Here is an 18,350-nt window from a genome sequence, read left to right on the forward strand (position 1 = left end):
TTATTGCTCCACGCCGTCGGGGGCGGCCTGCGAGTGGGTGTCCGGGGTCACGGCCGGCTTGGCGTCGGGCTTGATCCACCAGGTCTGGATGCCGACGTCGTACTTGGGCGAGACGCTCGGGTGGCCTATGTGATCCCAATAGGCCACGCGCCAGGTCTTGATGTGCCAGTTGGGAATCACGTAGTAGCCCCATTGCAGCACCCGGTCGAGGGCGCGGGCATGGGCCACCAGGCTCTTGCGCGAGTCGGCGTTGATCAGGTCTTCCACCAGGGCGTCGATGGTCGGGTCCTTGAGGCCGATGAAGTTGCGGCTGCCGGGGTTGTCGGCGCTGGAGGACTTCCAGTATTCGCGCTGCTCGTTGCCCGGCGAACTCGATTGCGGGAAGCCGCCGACCACCATGTCGAAGTCCCGCGAGCGCAGGCGGTTGATGTACTGGGAAACGTCGACCCGGCGGATCACCAGGTCGATCCCCAGGTCCGCGAGGTTGCGCTTGAACGGCAGCAGCACGCGCTCGAACTCGGTCTGGGCCAGGAGGAACTCGATCACCACCGGCTTGCCCTGGGCGTCGACCATCTTGTCGTCGACGATGCGCCAGCCGGCTTCCTGCAGCAGTTGGTAGGCATGGCGCTGCTGGGCGCGGATCATGCCGCTGCCGTCGCACACCGAGGGCTGGAAGGCTTCAGTGAAGACCTGGTCGGGGATCTTGCCGCGCAGCGGTTCGAGGATCTGCAGTTCGTCGGCGTCGGGCAGGCCGGTGGCGGCCATTTCCGAGTTCTCGAAGTAGCTGCGGGTGCGGGTGTAGGCGCCGTTGAACAGTTGCTTGTTGGTCCACTCGAAGTCCAGCAGCAGGCTCAGGGCCTTGCGCACCCGCACATCCTGGAACAGCGGACGGCGGATGTTGTAGACAAAGCCCTGCATGCCGGTGGGGTTGCCATTGGGGATCTGTTCCTTGATCAGCCGGCCTTCGGCTACGGCCGGGATGTTGTAGGCGTTGGCCCAGTTTTTCGCGCTGGTCTCCAGCCAGTAGTCGAACTGGCCGGCCTTGAGGGCTTCCAGGGCCACGGTGTTGTCGCGGAAATAGTCGGTGGCCATGACATCGAAGTTGAACTGGCCGCGGTTGATCGGCAGGTCCTTGCCCCAGTAATCCTTGACCCGCTCATAACGCACCGAGCGTCCGGCCTTGACCTCGACCACCTTGTACGGGCCGCTGCCGAGGGGGATTTCCAGGTTGCCCTTGGAAAAGTCGCGGTGTTCCCACCAGTGCTTGGGCAGAATTGACAGCTGCCCGAGAATCAGCGGCAGTTCGCGATTGTTGGTGTGCTTGAACTTGAACAGCACCTTGAGCGGGTCTTCGGCGATCACGTCCTCGACGTCGGCGTAGTAGCCGCGGTACATCGGCGCGCCGGCCTGCATCAGGGTCTGGAAGCTGAACACCACGTCCTCGGCGCGGATCGGATGGCCGTCGTGGAAGCGCGCCTCGGGGCGCAGGTAGAAACGCACCCAGCTGTTGTCCGGGGCTTTCTCGATCTGCCCGGCGATCAGGCCGTATTCGGTGAAGGGTTCGTCCAGGCTCTGGCGCATCAGGGTGTCGTAGATCAGGCCGATATTGTCCGCCGGCACGCCTTTGTTGATGAACGGGTTGAGGCTGTCAAAGCCGCCGAAGCCGGACTCGCGGAAGGTGCCGCCCTTGGGCGCGTCCGGGTTGACGTAGGCGAAGTGCTTGAAGTTCGCCGGGTACTTCGGCGGTTCGTTGTACAGGGTCAGGGCGTGTTGCGGAGCGGCCTGGACGAGGCAGGCGATCCCCGTCAGCAGCACGCCGCCGGCCCACGGGAGCAGGGCACGCAGGGGCATCATTGGGCTTTCTCCAGAGACTTCAGCCACCAGGCACTCAGGCCCAGTTGGTAGGGCGGCGTGGTGACGAAGGCGAACCGGTTGCGGTACGCCAGGCGATGATAGTTGAGGTACCAGTTGGGGATGATGTAGTGCTGCCACAGCAGCACCCGATCCAGGGCCCGACCGGCGGCCAGTTGCTCGTCGCGGCTCTGCGCGGCGAGCAGGTGTTCCAGCAGGTGATCGACGATGGGATTGTCGATGCCCGCATAGTTCTTGCTGCCCTTGACCCCGACCTGGCTGGAGTGGAAGTACTGCCATTGCTCCAGGCCCGGGCTGAGGGTCTGGTTCAGGGTCATGAGGATCATGTCGAAATCGAACTGGTCCAGGCGCTGCTTGTACTGCGCCCGGTCCACGGTGCGCAGGCGCGCGTCGATGCCGATGCTGGCCAGGTTCTCGACGTAGGGCTGGAGGATCCGTTCCAGGTTCGGGTTGACCAACAGCAGCTCGAAGCGCAGCGGCTGCCCGTTGCTGTCGAGCAGGCGCTGGCCGTTGAGCTTCCAGCCGGCTTCGGCGAGCAGGCCCAGGGCCCGGCGCAGGGTCGCCCGCGGGATGCCGCGGCCGTCGGTCTGCGGCAGGCTGAAGGGCTGGGTGAACAGGCTGGCGGGCAACTGCTCGCGGTAGGGCGAGAGCAGCAGCCATTCATGGCCGACCGGCAGGCCCGTGGCGGAGAACTCGCTGTTGGGGTAGTAGCTGGTCGCGCGCTTGTAGGCGCCGCTGAACAGGGTGCGGTTGGTCCACTCGAAATCGAACATCAGGCCCAGGGCCTCGCGCACCTTGCGTTCGGCGAAGATCGCCCGGCGGCTGTTCATGAACAGGCCCTGGGTCTGGGTCGGGATCTGGTGCGCCACCTGGGCCTTGATGATGTCGCCGCGGTTGACCGCGGGGAAGTTGTAGCCGTTGGCCCAGTTCTTCGCCTGGTGTTCGATGTAGATGTCGAATTCGCCGGCCTTGAAGGCTTCGAAGGCGACGTCGCTGTCGCGGTAGAACTCCACCGCGACCTTGTTGAAATTGTTGAAGCCGCGATTGACCGGCAGGTCCTTGCCCCAGTAGTCCTTGACCCGCTCGAACAGCAGCGAGCGCCCCGGTTGCACCCGGGTGATGCGGTAGGGGCCGCTGCCCAGCGGCGGCTCGAAGGTGGTGGCCTTGAAATCGCGGTCTTTCCAGTAGTGCTGCGGCAGCACCGGCAGTTCGCCCAGGCGCAGGATCAGCAGCGGGTTGCCGGAGCGCTTGAAGACAAAACGAATGCGCTGCGGGCCGAGGATGTCCACCCGCTGCACTTCCTGCAGGTTGGTGCGGTATTGCGGGTGGCCTTCCTTGAGCAGCAGCCGATAGGAAAGCGCCACATCGTAGGCGGTGATCGGCTGGCCATCGTGGAAGCGCGCCTCGGGGCGCAGGTTGAACACTACCCAGCTGCGGTCTTCGCTGTATTCGACGGAGCGGGCGATCAGGCCGTAGCTGGAAGTCGGCTCGTCGCCGGACGGCGCGTACTGGCCGGTGCCGACCATCAGCGGCTCGTTCAGCTCGTTGACCCCGTATTGCAGGAAGTTGGGCGTGGAAACCGGGCTGCTGCCCTTGAAGGTGTAGGGGTTGAGGGTGTCGAAGGTGCCAAACGCCATGACCCGCAAGGTCCCGCCTTTGGGCGCGGCGGGGTTGACCCAGTCGAAATGGGTGAATTTGGTGGGGTACTTGAGCGTGCCGAACTGCGCGTAACCATGACTTTCAGTGATCGTTGCGCTTGCGGGAAAGCTCAAGGCCAGACTGATTAGGGACAGGAGGAGGGGACGCATCAAGTCAGAGATCCGATCCAGGCGGCTTGGGCTTTGTGCTCCGTACAGTAACAGCTTGTATCGACAGGAAAAAGGCCGCCCCGGGCTGGTCACGACATTTGCTTGTCGCCGCTGGATACAGCGCAATCCGTAGCCGGTGCCGAAGGCTGCGATCGACCGGTACGGTCGCGGCGATCGTCCTGGCGCAGGAGGGCCTGCGGCCCTATCGCAGCCTGCGGCAGCGGCTACACCGGAAGAGTCGTCGGATACATCGCGATTTCAAGGCAGCCTTGTAGCCGCTGCCGAAGGCTGCGAACGACCGGCACGGTCGCGGCGATCTTGCTGGCGCAGGAGGGCCTGCGCCAGGAGCTGCAGATCAGTGAGGCAGGTAGACGGTCAGCATCTGGCCTGGCTTGAGGGCCTGGCCGGCGCGGGGATTCCAGCGCTTGAGGTGCTGCATCTCGACGTTGAAGCGCTTGGCCACCATGTACAGCGAATCGCCTTGCTTGACCTTGTACTGGGTCGACTTCTTGTCGGCGCGGGCGACCAGGGTCTTCTTGCCGGACGTCTTGGCGCTGGTCTTGCTGCTGGCTTTGGCCCGGGTGTCCTGCATGACCAGGGTCTGGCCGACCTTGAGCTGCTTGCCGCTGAGTTTGTTCCAGCGTTGCAGGTCCTTGACGTCGACCTTGTTGGCCTTGGCGATCTGCGACAGGTTATCGCCACGCTTGACCCGGTAGTTGCGCTTGGCCTGGGCCATTTCGCGACTGTCGGCACCCTCGAACACCGGCTTGAACGAACGCTGGCTGATCAGCTCTTCGGGTTTCATGGTCGACAGGCTGGCGCTCAGCAGTTGCGCCTTGGACGTCGGCACCAGCAGGTGCTGGGGACCGTCGATGGTGGTGCGCTGCTTGAAGGCCGGGTTGAGCTGGAACAGCTCGTCCTCGTCGATATTGGCCACCGCGGCGACCTTGGACAGGTCCATGCGCTGGTTGATCTCGACGACCTGGAAGTAGGGTTCGTTGGCGATCGGGTTCAGGTTCACGCCATAGGCTTCCGGCGCCAGCACCACCTGGGACAGGGCCAGCAGCTTGGGCACGTAGGCCTGGGTTTCCGACGGCAGCGGCAGGTTCCAGTAGTCGGTGGGCAGGCCGAGTTTCTCGTTGCGCTCGATGGCGCGGCTGACCGTGCCTTCGCCGGCGTTGTAGGCCGCCAGGGCCAGCAGCCAGTCGCCGTTGAACATGTCGTGCAGGCGGGTCAGGTAATCCATGGCCGCGGTGGTCGAGGCGGTGATATCGCGACGGCCATCGTAGAAACGGGTCTGGCGCAGATTGAAGGAACGCCCGGTGGACGGGATGAACTGCCAGAGGCCCACCGCGTCGGCCCGGGAATAGGCCATCGGGTTGTAGGCGCTCTCGATCACCGGCAGCAGGGCCAGCTCCAGCGGCATGTTGCGTTCTTCAAGGCGTTCGACGATGTAGTGGATATAGAGGCTGCCGCGTTCGCTGGCATTCTCGAGAAACGAGGGATTGCTGGCGAACCACAGGCGCTGCTGTTCGATGCGCGGGTTGACGCCGATGCCTTCCTGCAACTGGAAACCTTCGCGCATGCGCTCCCAGACGTCCTGGGGCAATTGCGGGCTGGGTTTTTCATTCAGCCAGATGGGTTTCTGCTTGATGCGGGCGTTGAAATTCTGGGTGTGCGAAGCGTCGGTTTGCGGGACGTGGCTCGTGCTTTGGCAGCCCGCCAGGGTGGCGGACACAGCCACCGCGATGGCTTGAGCCAACCGCGTCAATGCGTCTGAATTGATGGATTTACGAATAGATGACGACATTGGCTGGAAGTAAGTTCCGGGCAAAAATGTCGGGCGATTCTAGAAAGCGCACCCGGTGCGGTCAACCATTCAGAATTTTCGTACCAACCCGCAACCTGCTTAGAACTTATCTTTCCAAGCCCGCAAGGCAGCAAAAACCGCACTCTGAGCCAGGTTATCGAGGCCATTCCGTTCGTCCGCTTTTTGTTTAACGGATGTTTCACCGGTACGCAGGAAAGGATTGGTGAGCTTTTCCAGGGCCAGGGTGGAGGGCAGGGTCATGCGGCCGTTTTCCCGCAGTTCGCTGACTTTGCGCAGGCGCTCGGCGATGTCCGGGTTATCCGGTTCCACCGCCTGGGCAAAACGCAGGTTGCTCAAGGTGTATTCGTGAGTGCAGTACACCAGGGTGTCCGCGGGCAACGCGGCCAGGCGGCTCAGCGAATGGTGCATCTGCTCTGGCGTGCCCTCGAACAGGCGCCCACAACCGGCGGCGAACAGGGTGTCGCCGCAAAACAGCAGGCCGTGATGGTAGTAGGCAATATGCCCCAGGGTGTGCCCGGGCACCGCGTAGACGTCGAAGTCCCAGCCAAGGATGCTGGCCCGGTCGTTGTCGTTCAGGGCCACGTCGCGCCCCGGGATGTTTTCGTTGGCCGGGCCCCAGACCTGGGCGCCGCTGGCTTTTTTCAGCTGTTCGACACCGCCGACATGGTCGTGGTGGTGATGGGTCACCAGGATATCGCTCAGCACCCAGCCCGGATGTTCGGCGAGCCAGGCCTGCACCGGTGCGGCGTCACCCGGGTCGACCACTGCGCAACGCTGATGGCTGTGGTCCTGTAACAACCAGATGTAGTTATCGGTGAACGCGGGCAGGGCACTGATCTGTATCATCGTTGGAGTCGCCAAGCGGAAAACATTGGCGCATCTTAGAACTTCTTGGCGGGTTGGAGAATGCAATGACCGATAAAGCGTTCGCTCAGGCCGATCCTGACTGGCTGGCCCTGATCAGTGCCGCCCGTGAGTGGCTGTCCGGGCCACTGGGGCAATTTCTGCTGGATGAAGAACGGCGCATGCTCGACGACGAGCTGGGGCGCTTCTTCGGCGGCTACCTGGTGCATTACGGCCCGTCGGCGCAAACCCCGCCGGCGGCGCCCCAGGTGCAGCGCAATGTCCGCCTGGGCGCGCCGCTGCCCGGTGTCGAGATCGTCTGCGAGGAGCAGGCCTGGCCGCTCAGCGAGCATGCTGCCGATGTGGTGGTGCTGCAGCACGGCCTGGATTTCTGCCTGTCGCCCCACGGCCTGCTGCGCGAAGCCGCCAGCGCCGTGCGACCGGGCGGGCATCTGTTGATCGTCGGTATCAATCCCTGGAGCAGCTGGGGCCTGCGGCATGTGTTCGCCCATGACGCCTTGCGCAAGGCGCGCTGCATTTCCCCATCGCGGGTCGCCGACTGGTTGAACCTGCTGGGCTTCGCGCTGGAGAAACGCCGCTTCGGGTGCTATCGTCCGCCGCTTGCCTCGGCGGCCTGGCAGGCTCGGTTGGCCGGCTGGGAGCGCAAGGCCGGCGACTGGCAACTGTCCGGCGGCGGCTTCTACCTGCTGGTGGCGCGCAAGATAGTGGTCGGCCTGCGCCCGGTGCGCCAGGTACGCCGCGAGCCGATGGGCAAGCTGGTGCCGCTGCCGATGGCCAAGGTCAACCGCCGGCACAGCGAACCCCCTCTTTAATTCAGCCGGGCCGAACCTGCCCGGCTTGGGCGTTGTCGATCGACGATCGGCAAGCCACAGGTATTTTCGATTGGAAGTCTGGCATGAGCGATAGCGTAGAAATCTTCACCGACGGCGCCTGCAAGGGCAATCCTGGCCCGGGAGGCTGGGGCGCACTGCTGGTGTTCAAGGGCGTGGAGAAGGAACTCTGGGGCGGCGAAGCCAACACCACCAACAACCGCATGGAGCTGATGGCGGCGATCCGCGGCCTGGAAGAGCTCAAGCGCGAGTGCCAGGTGGTGCTGGTCACCGACTCGCAGTACGTGATGAAGGGCATCAACGAGTGGATGGCCAACTGGAAAAAGCGCGGCTGGAAAACCGCGGCCAAGGAACCGGTGAAAAACGCCGACCTGTGGCAGCAGCTCGATGAGCAGGTCAACCGCCACCAGGTCACCTGGAAATGGGTGCGCGGCCATACCGGCCACCACGGCAACGAACGGGCCGACCAACTGGCCAACCGCGGCGTCGACGAGGTGCGCGGTTACAAGCAGGCCTGATGCGTTGAGCTTGTAGTCAGTTGCAGCGCAGCGGCCGTTCGAGCCGCTGCTTCACTTCCCGCATCGCGCGGGGCGAATCCACCAGCACCGCGTCCATCTTCAGGCAGGCGGCCGCCTGGTAATCCTCGACCGTGTTGATTCCAATCGCCAGCATCCGCACCTTGCCCCGGGACTGGAGGCAGTCCACCGCGGCGGGCGTCCACAGCCGGGCATCGACCTTGGAACGGGCCTCGCCCAGGGTGAAGGCCTCGACCAGTTGCACCGGGCGTCGGTACTCGAAGGCCACCCAACTGTCTGGCGCCGGCGGTGCCGTGCAGCTGTGGGCCAGGGCGACGCTGGCCAGTCGATCCCGGGTGTCGTCCCGGGACTCGAACAGCCGCGCCTGCGGATAGTGCGCGAACGCCTGCTGGTAGCTGGCATCGGTGGAGTAGATCAGCACCCGGTTCCAGGCATGCAGCTGCTCCAGCACCTGGGCGACCGCCTTGGCCTGGGGCGCAGCGGGCAGGGCCTTCATATCGAGAATGACCGGCACCGAGCCGGGGATCGCCGCCAGCGCCTGCTGCAATGAGGGGATGGTCGCCGCCTGGGAGCGATAGGGAAAGGTCACCTGGCCATCGGCCGCGGTCTGCTTGAAGTTCCAGCCGGCATTCAGTGTTTGCAACTGCGCCAGGGTTTTCTCGCTGACCGTGCCGGAGGCCGGGGTATTGGCGCTCAGGTCCGCCGGTCGGTACAACACTGGCACGCCGTCGCGGCTCAATTGCACCGTCAGCCAGAGCATGTCGACGCCGTTGCGCAGGGCGTTGTCGATGGCCAGCAGGGTGTTCTCGGGAAAGTCCGCGGCGCCGCCGCGATGGGCGACGATCAAGGGGGCTTGTCCGGCGTCGGGACCGGCAACGGGAGGCGATGAGCAACCGCTGATGAAGGCCGAGGCCAGCAGCAGCGGGATAATCTGTCGGGCTTGGATCATGGGGGTGATTCCCGGCGTGGGCCGGCCATCGAAGCGGCCTGCCAAAGTGGAGAGGCGGCCACGGCAAGATCCATGGCTAGCGTGTCAGCGGCGTACGGTAGCGCAATACGCGCGGTCGAGCGCGCTCATTTGAAGAGACGCGCCCCGCGCTGGTTAAATTAGCGGCTTGCCCATAGTGCTGGAGCCTGCCATGCCTGCTTCATCCCATGCCGATACGCTGGCGTTCCTGCGCGAGTCGCTGGACACCGAGCCCGAAGGCCTGAGCTACAGCCCGCAGGGTATTACCCGGATGGTTCACCGGGCCCTGCCACCCTGGGGCGCGATCGAGTGCGTGCGGGTGGCCGAAGGGCCGCACCGCTTCGAGATGCGTCGCGACCTGCATCAATTCGTGCTCTACCACCCGGGGGCCGTCAGCGATGGCGAGGTCAGCATCGACGGCCAGCGCCTGGCGGGGGCGCGGATGCTGGACCAGATCATCGATTTCGTGCCGGGACGAGCGCTGTTCGAAGGCTGGACGGGCGAGCGGGCGCGGATCGGTTACGTCCTGGTGTCCGTCGACGACGCGCAATTGAGCCGGATCTGCCCGTCCTACCAGCCCCAACAGGACCTCAAGCCGCTGATCAGCTGTCATGACGTGTTCCTGCGCGGCCTGCTGGAGCGCCTGTGTCTGGTGGCGGGCGAAAGCGACACCGAGACCCTCTACCTGGAGTCCCTGGTCATGTTGTTGATGCACGAGGTGCGCAAGTTGCAGCGCTTGCCCGAAGGCCTGCCTGCCGGCGCCGGAGAGTTGGGGGCGTTGCAGCGCCAGCGCCTGGACGACTACATCGGCGCATCCCTGGCCAGCGAGATACGCCTGGCGGACCTGTCGAACCTCGTCAACCTGAGCCCCTATCATTTTTCCCGGGTGTTTCGCCGTTCTTACGGCATGTCGCCGTACCAGTACCTGCTGCATTGCCGGGTCGAGCGGGCCAAGGAGCTGATCGGCACCAGCGACCGCAGCCTGTTGCAGATCGCCCTGGATACCGGTTTCGCCGGCGCCAGCCAATTCTCCCGCACCTTTCGGCGCATCGTCGGGCTCGCCCCGAGCGAGTTGCGCCGGCCCTGAGCGCCAAGTCAGCAAGAAACGTCAACACAACAGCAGCCACTGCGAAGCAGGCGCCTGGCCCGCTGGTTAGTCTGCTCCTCACTGGCGGCCGGCGCTTGTCTCGATAGGGCCGCCGCCAGGATCGGGCAAGCAGCAGGCCGGACCCGCGATCCAACCCAGTGGAGAAGCAATGATGAAAAACGTTCGTGGATGGTTGATCGGTGTGTTGGCGAGTACGGCGCTGTTCGTTGGCATCGCCAATGCGCAAGTGCAGGGCAAGATCGAGGAAATGGGCGGGTTTTATTACCTGGCCCGGGGCTACACCGCGGCGCAGGTGGCGGACTTCTACTGGCGCAGCCTCAACGGCTGGTCCGAACATCCGGAGCAGATGGCCAGGTACTACACCGCGGACAGCGCCTTTGAACTGGCCTACGCTCCCGTCGCCGACTTCCCGGACAGCGGTTTCAAGCGCGTCAACCGCGGGCGCCAGGAAATGACCGACTATTTCACCAACTTCAGCAAGCAGCTCGGCAACCTGAAATACAGCGATCCTGCTGGCTGGACGATCCTGCAGACGACCGACAAGGACACCTACGTGTTCGAGTACAGCAGCGACGGTGTCATCCGGGCCAGCGGCAAGCCTTATCACCAGAACTTCATTGCCATCCTGCGCATGGCTAACGGCCAGATCCAGCAGGTGCGCGAGTACTGGGACCCCTATGTGGCCCTGCGCGACTTCAATCTGATCCAGAAGACGCCATGAGCGAACGCTGGCCGGGGCCTGCCTGACAGGCTCCCGGCCATGGCTTGTGTCATATCGCCAGGATTGCCGCGGCCATTCGCAGGTCCGGATACGCGGTCGGGTTCGGGCAAATCGCGGCCGGCGTTCAAGGGGCGCCCGGTGGCGCGAGAGCGTGCTAAAATTCCGCGCCTTGAAAGACTTCCACCGTTGAGAACTGACCCCTGATGGCCAACAGATCTGTTGTACTCGATACCGAAACCACCGGCATGCCGGTGACCGACGGCCACCGGATCATTGAAATCGGTTGCGTCGAGTTGATGGGACGGCGCCTGACCGGTCGGCATTTCCACGTCTACCTGCAGCCGGATCGCGAGAGCGACGAGGGCGCGATCGGCGTCCACGGTATCACCAACGAGTTCCTGGTGGGCAAGCCGCGCTTCGCCGAAGTCGCCGACGAGTTCTTCGAGTTCATCCAGGGCGCGCAGCTGATCATCCACAACGCGGCGTTCGACGTTGGCTTCATCAACAACGAATTCGCCCTGATGGGCCGCCACGACCGCGCCGACATCACCCAGCACTGCACCATCCTCGACACCCTGTTGATGGCCCGGGAACGCCACCCCGGCCAGCGCAACAGCCTCGATGCCTTGTGCAAGCGCTATGACGTCGACAACTCCGGCCGTGAACTGCACGGCGCCTTGCTCGACTCGGAGATTCTCGCCGACGTCTACCTGACCATGACCGGCGGCCAGACCAGCCTGTCCCTGGCCGGCAATGCCTCGGACGGCAACGGCAGCGAAGGTTCGGGCAACAGTGCCAGCGAAATCCGTCGCCTGTCGGCGGATCGCCAGCGCGGGCGGGTCATTCGCGCCAGCGAAGCCGAACTGGTCGAGCACCAGGTGCGTCTCGAGATCATCGCCAAATCCGCCGGTGCCCCGGCGCTCTGGACCCAGCTGGCCGAGGCCAAGGCCCAGCAGCAGTAGTTGTTCGTGGGCGACCTTTTGTTACAGGAGGTCGTTGACGGGGTTCCGCGCCGGCCCCCGAGCTTCTACCCTGAGGTGATTGGCGGACCCTTGTCCGCCGCCTCAGGATGCCTGGTGCCATGTACAAAGACCTGAAATTCCCCGTTCTTATCGTGCATCGCGACATCAAGGCCGACACCGTCGCCGGCGACCGGGTGCGGGGGATCGCCAGGGAATTGGAGCAGGAAGGCTTCAGCATCTTTTCCGCGGTGGACTACGCCGAAGGGCGCCTGGTGGCCTCGACCCACCACGGTCTGGCCTGCATGCTGATCGCCGCCGAAGGCGCCGGGGAAAACACCCACTTGCTGCAGAACATGGTGGAGCTGATCCGCCTGGCCCGGGTGCGCGCGCCGAACCTGCCGATCTTCGCCCTGGGCGAGCAGGTGACCCTGGAAAACGCCCCGGCCGACGCCATGAGCGAGCTCAATCAGTTGCGCGGCATTCTTTACCTGTTCGAAGACACCGTGCCATTCCTGGCGCGCCAGGTGGCGCGGGCGGCGCGCAATTACCTCGATGGCCTGTTGCCGCCATTTTTCAAGGCGCTGGTGCAGCACACGGCCGACTCCAACTATTCCTGGCACACCCCGGGGCACGGCGGTGGCGTGGCCTATCGCAAAAGCCCGGTGGGGCAGGCGTTCCATCAGTTCTTCGGCGAGAACACCCTGCGTTCGGACCTGTCGGTGTCGGTCCCGGAGCTGGGTTCGCTGCTCGATCACACCGGGCCCCTGGCGGAAGCCGAGGCGCGGGCGGCGCGCAATTTCGGCGCCGACCACACCTTCTTCGTGATCAACGGCACCTCGACCGCCAACAAGATCGTCTGGCATTCCATGGTCGGCCGCGACGACCTGGTGCTGGTGGATCGCAACTGCCACAAGTCGGTGCTGCACTCGATCATCATGACCGGCGCCATCCCGCTGTTCCTCTGTCCGGAGCGCAACGAGCTGGGGATCATCGGCCCGATCCCCCTGAGCGAGTTCAGCCGCGAGTCGATCCAGGCCAAGATCGACGCCAACCCGCTGACCCAGGGGCGGCCGCCCAAGGTCAAGCTGGCGGTGGTCACCAACTCGACCTACGACGGCCTTTGCTACAACGCCGAGCTGATCAAGCAGAGCCTGGGCAACAGCGTCGAGGTGCTGCATTTCGACGAGGCCTGGTACGCCTACGCGGCCTTCCATGAGTTCTTCGAGGGGCGTTACGGCATGGGCACCTCGCGCAGCGCCGACAGCCCGCTGGTGTTCACCACCCATTCCACCCACAAGCTGCTGGCGGCCTTCAGCCAGGCCTCGATGATCCATGTGCAGGACGGCGGCGCCCGGCAGCTGGACCGCGACCGCTTCAACGAAGCCTTCATGATGCACATCTCCACCTCGCCGCAGTACAGCATCATCGCCTCGCTGGACGTGGCCTCGGCGATGATGGAGGGGCCGGCGGGGCGCTCGCTGCTGCAGGAAATGTTCGACGAGGCCCTGAGCTTCCGCCGGGCCCTGGCCAACCTGCGCCAGCACATCGCCGCCGACGACTGGTGGTTTTCCATCTGGCAACCGGAGCGGGTGGAAGGTATCGACCGGGTCAGCACCGCGGACTGGCTGCTGGAGCCGGAAGGCGAGTGGCACGGGTTCGCCGGGGTCACCGACGACTATGTGCTGCTGGACCCGATCAAGGTCACCCTGGTGATGCCCGGGCTCACCGCCGGCGGTGCCCTGAGCGAGCGCGGGATCCCGGCAGCGGTGGTCAGCAAGTTTCTCTGGGAACGCGGCCTGGTGGTGGAAAAGACCGGCCTGTATTCGTTCCTGGTGCTGTTTTCCATGGGCATCACCAAAGGCAAGTGGAGCACCCTGCTGACCGAGTTGCTGGAGTTCAAGCGCAACTACGACGCCAACGTCAGTCTCGCCGCCTGCCTGCCGAGTATCGCCCAGCAGGACATGGCCCGTTACCAGGGCATGGGTCTGCGCGACCTGTGCGATCAGTTGCATGCCTGCTACCGCAGCAATGCCACGGCCAAGCACCTCAAGCGCATGTACACCGTGCTGCCGGAGGTGGCGATGAAGCCTGCCGACGCCTACGATCAGTTGGTGCGGGGGGAGGTCGAGGCCGTGTCCATCGATGCCCTCGCCGGGCGGGTGGCGGCGGTGATGCTGGTGCCGTACCCGCCGGGTATTCCCCTGATCATGCCGGGCGAGCGCTTCACCGAGTCGACCCGCTCGATCATCGATTACCTGGCTTTCGCCCGTACGTTCGATAGCAGCTTTCCCGGCTTTGTCGCGGATGTGCATGGATTGCAGCATGAAGACGAAGGCAATGGGCGGCAGTACACCGTCGATTGCATCAAGGTTTGAGGACGTTTCCCGCTATGCAGCCAATGATCAATCCCAAGTACCCCGGCCTGTCGGTGCGCGTTGCCGACGACGGTTTCGCCGCGTATGTCTGGGGCAGCGATTTCAGCTTCGAAGTCAGCGCCTATGCCCAGGCACAGAGCGAGCAGGTGGTGGCCAAGTGGCCGTTGCACCCCATCACCCCGTACCGCAAGTGCTACGGCATCGACCCCGAAGAGTTCAGTAGCTATCGCGATGCCGCCGACAGTGCGGTGTTCATGGCCTACCTGGACGACGAACCGGTCGGCCATGTGGTGGTCAGCACCAACTGGAACGGCTACGCCCATATCGACGAGTTGGCGGTACATGCGCCGGCGCGGCGCCACGGGGTGGCCAAGGCCTTGCTGGATGTGGCGCAGTTCTGGAGCCGCAAGAAAAAACTGCCGGGCATCATGCTCGAGACCCAGAACAACAACCTGGGGGCCTGCCGCTTGTACGAGCGCTGCGGTTATGTGGTCGGCGGCATCGATCACCTGCGTTACCGCGGGATCGATCCGACCACGGCCGAGGTGGCGATTTTCTGGTATCGGCTGTTCAACGACGAACTGGCGCGGCAAGCCGGGGCCTAGCCGGCCAGCATGCCTTCAGCCTTTTCCGTGAGGGTTTCCAGCAGCGCTTCCAGGGTTGGCGAGGATGGACTGCCGCCGCGGGTCAGGGCATAGAGGGTGACCGGGATCGGCGGCGACAGCGGGCAGACGTCCAGCCCGCCTTCGCGCGCCCCGAGGGCGGTGAAGGGGTCGACAATCGCCAGGCCTTCGCCGGCCTCGACCATGCTGCGCATCATCTGGTGGGTTTGCACCCGGGTGTGGATGGTCGGGCTCGGGCGCAGGTTCTGCAGCTTGCTGTCGAGGGCCACGCTCAGCGGGTCCTGGCCTTCCAGGCCGACCATGGCCTGGCCCGCCAGGTCCTGCAGGGAAATGTACTTCTGCTTCGGTTGCAGCCAGCCGTGGGGCGCCAGCAATTGCAGCTTGCCCTGGGCCAGGGCCACGCACTGGATATCGGGGTGATCGGGGTTGTGCAGGCTCAGGCCCAGGTCGCCTTCGCGCAGCAACAGGCTCTTGACCATGTCGCGGGTGGCCTGGCTGGCGAGGTGGCACGGGGTGTCGGGAAAGCGCCGGCGCAGGGCGGCGATGCTCTGCGGCAACAGTTGCTGGGCCAGGGGCGGGGTGCTGATGATGCGCAAGGGCGGCGCCTGGTATTGCTTCAGGCTGTCGGCCAGGCGTTGCACGGGTTCGAAGGCGTCATACAGGGTGGCGATCGCCGGTTGTAGCTCGCGGGCCTCGCGGGTGGCTTGCAGGCGTCCGCGAACACTGGCGAAGAGCATGAAGCCCGATTGGCTTTCGGCGTCGCGCAGGATCGTTTCCACCTCGGCCACCGGCAATTGCAGCAGCTCGGCGGCCGTGCCCAGGTGTCCGGTTTGCAGGAGCGCCTGAATCACTTCGATATGACGTAAACGCATGCTTGAAGTCCATGTCCAGCCGGTGGGGGATTCACACTGAATCCTAACCCATGTCCGCGCCTATGACTTCTGCTCATAACGGTACGTTATGAAGGAAGGATGGTCTCGGGTTCGCGAATGAGGGTGATGCCCGACTGCACGAGGAGAAACTGGTTGTCGTCCATTTTGTTGACGCGATCGCCAATGGCCAGGCGATAGGTGGTGACAGGCTCCGAGCCGGCGATGCCCTCTGGCGAGGGGGTGGATTCCTGGAACTCATGCACCGAATAGACACGGCCTTCCGCGTCCCTTGCATGAAATTGTCCGACGAGTACTGCTGCCATCTTTAGAGCCTCTGGAGATAAAACACTCAATTTGCGGTCCTGTAGACCGTGCCTGGGCGAACTAAGTTTAGCGGCGGAAAAAAAATAGTCCGCGGCCCTGATTGCAGCTGGCGTACAGCGGCGTGAAGCCTGGAAAAACTCACGGAACTTCTTTCGGCGGGTGGCTGTGGGCGGGGTGGATCATCTATAACTACCAGCCTCCTCAACCAGAAGTCGGGAATTCGCTATGAGCAACGTCTACACGATTGCAGTGCTGGTGGGCAGCCTGAGAAAGGCCTCGATCAACCGGAAAGTGGCGCTGGCCCTGGCGGAACTGGCGCCGGCCAACCTGCGGCTGAAGATTGTCGAGATCGGCGATCTGCCGCTTTACAACGAAGACATCGATGTGGATCCACCGGCAGCCTACAGGACTTTCCGTGAACAGGTGAGTGCAGCCGACGCCGTGCTGTTCGTCACTCCGGAATACAACCGCTCGGTTCCCGCACCGATGAAAAACGCCATCGACGTGGGGTCGCGCCCCTACGGCAAGAGCGCCTGGAGCGGCAAGCCGGGGGCAGTGATCAGCGCCTCCCCGGGCGCCATCGGCGGTTTTGGCGCCAACCATCATCTGCGCCAGTCCCTGGTGTTCCTCAATGTGCCATGCATGCAGCAGCCGGAAGCCTACCTGGGCGGCGCCGGTTCGGCCTTCGACGAGGCGGGCAAGCTGTCCGAGTCGGTCAAGCCGTTCCTGCAGAACTTCATCAATGCCTACGCCCAGTGGGTCGAGCAGCACAAAAAGCTCTGATCCTGCTACCGCGGGAGTCGGCCGACCGGCTCCCGTGGGTGATGGATATTCCGCTTGCCACGGTAAAAGCGCTTTACCGCATATCTGAATATTCATATATTCGCCGCTCCCAATGCCTGGAGTGGCCCTGGTGTCCGACTCTCTCAACCCCGCCGAGCTGTTCAAGGCGCTTGCCGACGAAACCCGCAGCCGCATCGCCTTGCTCGTGACCCGCGAAGGCGAATTGTGTGTCTGCGAGCTGACCGCCGCCCTGGGCCAGAGCCAGCCGAAGATCTCCCGGCACCTGGCGCTGTTGCGCAGTTGCGGCCTGCTGGCCGACCGCCGCCAGGGGCAATGGATCTACTACCGGCTGCACCCGCAATTGTCACCCTGGGTGAGCACCCTGCTGCAGGACACGCTGGAGGCCAACAGCCCCTGGCTGCAGGAGGACCTGCAACGCCTGCAGACCATGATCGATCGCCCCGTGCGCTGCTGCTGAATTCCCTCTTTACCTCACTTTCTGTTCAAGGCTGCCTGGCATGCTGACTGCTTCATTGATTTTCCTGCTGACCATTACCCTGGTGATCTGGCAACCCAAGGGCCTCGGCGTGGGCTGGAGCGCGGTGCTCGGTGCGGTGCTGGCGCTGCTGTTCGGGGTGGTGCAACTGACGGATATCCCGGTGGTCTGGCAGATCATCTGGAACGCCACCGGCACCTTCGTCGCCTTGATCATCATCAGCCTGCTGCTCGACGAGGCCGGGTTTTTCGCCTGGGCCGCCTTGCATGTGGCGCGCTGGGGGCAGGGCAGCGGACGCAAGCTGTTTGCCTTTATGGTGCTGCTGGGGGCGCTGGTGTCGGCGCTGTTCGCCAACGACGGGGCGGCGCTGATTCTCACGCCGATCGTGATTTCCATGCTGCTGGCGTTGCGTTTCTCCCGGGCGGCGACCCTGGCGTTCGTCATGGGCGCCGGGTTTATCGCCGATACCGCGAGCCTGCCGCTGGTGGTGTCGAACCTGGTGAACATCGTTTCCGCGGACTTCTTCAACATTGGCTTCAACCAGTACGCGGCGGTGATGCTGCCGGTGAACCTGGTCAGTGTGGCCGCGACCCTGGCGGTGTTGCTGTGGTTCTTCCGCCGCGACATTCCGCAGGCCTACGACCCCGAAGAACTGGCACAGCCGGCCAGCGCGATCCACGACAAGGCCACCTTCGTCGCCGGCTGGTGGGTGCTGATCATCCTGCTGCTGGGGTGTTTTGCCCTGGAGCCGCTGGGCATTCCCATCAGCGCGATTTCGGCGGTGTGCGCGGCCCTGCTGCTGGGCATTGCGGCCAGGGGCCACAAGATTTCCACCCGCAAGGTGCTCAAGGAAGCGCCGTGGCAGATCGTGATTTTCTCCCTCGGCATGTACCTGGTGGTGTACGGCCTGCGCAATGCCGGGCTGACCACGCACCTGGCCGGCTGGCTCGACCGTTTCGCCGACTACGGCATCTGGGGCGCGGCCATGGGCACCGGGCTGCTGACCGCGGTCTTGTCATCGATCATGAACAACCTGCCGACGGTGTTGATCGGCGCGCTGTCCATCGACGCCAGCCAGGCCAGCGGCCTGGTCAAGGACGCGATGATCTACGCCAACGTGATCGGCAGCGACCTGGGGCCGAAGATCACCCCGATCGGCAGCCTGGCCACCTTGCTCTGGCTGCACGTGCTGGAGCGCAAGAACATTCATATCGGCTGGGGCCGCTACTTCAAGGTCGGCATCGTGCTGACCCTGCCGGTGCTGCTGGTGACCCTGGCGGCGCTGGCCGTGCGCTTGTCGGTGATGTGAGGGTCCACCGCGCACCCTGTAGGAGCCAGCTTGCTGGCGATGCAGGCACCGTGGTGTGTCAGGTATGAC

At 64.2% G+C, this 18,350-nt stretch carries 17 protein-coding genes; 10 read left to right on the forward strand and 7 right to left on the reverse strand.

The genetic code is table 11. The features are described from left to right. From AC07Y9_RS09835 to gloB, 4 genes are all read right to left on the reverse strand, one after another. Entirely contained in the window at positions 1 to 1,854 is a 1,854-nt protein-coding gene (locus AC07Y9_RS09835; RefSeq protein WP_102679368.1) for an extracellular solute-binding protein, read from the reverse strand. Beyond that, positions 1,851 to 3,680 (reverse strand): extracellular solute-binding protein, encoded by a 1,830-nt coding sequence (locus tag AC07Y9_RS09840; protein ID WP_102679367.1) that lies wholly within the window; start codon positions 3,678 to 3,680, stop codon positions 1,851 to 1,853. The genes AC07Y9_RS09835 and AC07Y9_RS09840 overlap by 4 nt, the downstream gene beginning before the upstream one ends. Before the next feature lie 355 nt (positions 3,681 to 4,035). Further along, positions 4,036 to 5,490, reverse strand: coding sequence for a transglycosylase SLT domain-containing protein (locus AC07Y9_RS09845; RefSeq protein ID WP_053260918.1), 1,455 nt, complete (start codon positions 5,488 to 5,490; stop codon positions 4,036 to 4,038). A gap of 99 nt (positions 5,491 to 5,589) precedes the next feature. Continuing rightward, on the reverse strand, positions 5,590 to 6,357 hold the full coding sequence (gene gloB / locus AC07Y9_RS09850; protein WP_102679366.1) for a hydroxyacylglutathione hydrolase: 768 nt from the start codon (positions 6,355 to 6,357) through the stop codon (positions 5,590 to 5,592). A gap of 65 nt (positions 6,358 to 6,422) precedes the next feature. On the opposite strand from gloB, the gene AC07Y9_RS09855 reads away from it, so the two are divergent. After that, positions 6,423 to 7,187, forward strand: a complete 765-nt coding sequence (locus AC07Y9_RS09855) for a class I SAM-dependent methyltransferase (protein ID WP_009043593.1) — start codon at positions 6,423 to 6,425, stop codon at positions 7,185 to 7,187. 83 nt (positions 7,188 to 7,270) lie between these two features. Next, positions 7,271 to 7,723 (forward strand): ribonuclease HI, encoded by a 453-nt coding sequence (rnhA, locus tag AC07Y9_RS09860; RefSeq protein ID WP_007920943.1) that lies wholly within the window; start codon positions 7,271 to 7,273, stop codon positions 7,721 to 7,723. A gap of 16 nt (positions 7,724 to 7,739) precedes the next feature. On the opposite strand, the gene AC07Y9_RS09865 is transcribed toward rnhA, so the two are convergent. Further along, complete coding sequence (locus tag AC07Y9_RS09865; RefSeq protein ID WP_102679365.1) at positions 7,740 to 8,690, reverse strand: glycerophosphodiester phosphodiesterase family protein; 951 nt, start codon at positions 8,688 to 8,690, stop codon at positions 7,740 to 7,742. 190 nt (positions 8,691 to 8,880) lie between these two features. Between AC07Y9_RS09865 and AC07Y9_RS09870 the strand changes: the two genes are divergently transcribed. The 5 genes from AC07Y9_RS09870 (at position 8,881) to AC07Y9_RS09890 (ending at position 14,479) form a co-directional block, all read left to right on the forward strand. Then, on the forward strand, positions 8,881 to 9,795 hold the full coding sequence (locus tag AC07Y9_RS09870; protein ID WP_102679364.1) for a helix-turn-helix transcriptional regulator: 915 nt from the start codon (positions 8,881 to 8,883) through the stop codon (positions 9,793 to 9,795). A gap of 172 nt (positions 9,796 to 9,967) precedes the next feature. Then, a complete protein-coding gene (locus AC07Y9_RS09875) occupies positions 9,968 to 10,537 on the forward strand; it encodes a nuclear transport factor 2 family protein (protein WP_158245989.1) in 570 nt (189 codons plus the stop codon). Positions 10,538 to 10,740: 203 nt separating this feature from the next. Next, a complete protein-coding gene (dnaQ, locus tag AC07Y9_RS09880) occupies positions 10,741 to 11,499 on the forward strand; it encodes a DNA polymerase III subunit epsilon (protein ID WP_102679362.1) in 759 nt (252 codons plus the stop codon). Between the two features lie 119 nt (positions 11,500 to 11,618). After that, positions 11,619 to 13,874: an Orn/Lys/Arg family decarboxylase gene (locus tag AC07Y9_RS09885; RefSeq protein ID WP_009043597.1), complete on the forward strand. Its 2,256-nt coding sequence runs from the start codon at positions 11,619 to 11,621 to the stop codon at positions 13,872 to 13,874. Between the two features lie 14 nt (positions 13,875 to 13,888). Beyond that, complete coding sequence (locus AC07Y9_RS09890) at positions 13,889 to 14,479, forward strand: GNAT family N-acetyltransferase (protein WP_007920929.1); 591 nt, start codon at positions 13,889 to 13,891, stop codon at positions 14,477 to 14,479. Here the strand turns inward: AC07Y9_RS09890 and AC07Y9_RS09895 are convergent. Further along, positions 14,476 to 15,369, reverse strand: a complete 894-nt coding sequence (locus AC07Y9_RS09895) for a LysR substrate-binding domain-containing protein (RefSeq protein ID WP_102679361.1) — start codon at positions 15,367 to 15,369, stop codon at positions 14,476 to 14,478. The two genes, AC07Y9_RS09890 and AC07Y9_RS09895, sit on opposite strands and share 4 nt — an antisense overlap. Positions 15,370 to 15,455: 86 nt before the next feature. Continuing rightward, positions 15,456 to 15,692, reverse strand: coding sequence for a hypothetical protein (locus AC07Y9_RS09900; protein ID WP_025809195.1), 237 nt, complete (start codon positions 15,690 to 15,692; stop codon positions 15,456 to 15,458). Positions 15,693 to 15,918: 226 nt separating this feature from the next. On the opposite strand from AC07Y9_RS09900, the gene AC07Y9_RS09905 reads away from it, so the two are divergent. From AC07Y9_RS09905 to AC07Y9_RS09915, 3 genes are all read left to right on the forward strand, one after another. Further along, positions 15,919 to 16,476, forward strand: coding sequence for an NADPH-dependent FMN reductase (locus AC07Y9_RS09905; RefSeq protein ID WP_102679360.1), 558 nt, complete (start codon positions 15,919 to 15,921; stop codon positions 16,474 to 16,476). A gap of 130 nt (positions 16,477 to 16,606) precedes the next feature. Beyond that, positions 16,607 to 16,954 (forward strand): metalloregulator ArsR/SmtB family transcription factor, encoded by a 348-nt coding sequence (locus tag AC07Y9_RS09910; RefSeq protein WP_009043602.1) that lies wholly within the window; start codon positions 16,607 to 16,609, stop codon positions 16,952 to 16,954. A 40-nt stretch (positions 16,955 to 16,994) separates the two neighbouring features. Then, a complete protein-coding gene (locus tag AC07Y9_RS09915) occupies positions 16,995 to 18,281 on the forward strand; it encodes an arsenic transporter (RefSeq protein WP_102679359.1) in 1,287 nt (428 codons plus the stop codon). Positions 18,282 to 18,350: the final 69 nt, after the last annotated feature.

It is taken from the genome of Pseudomonas sp. GW456-L12 (assembly GCF_059424045.1).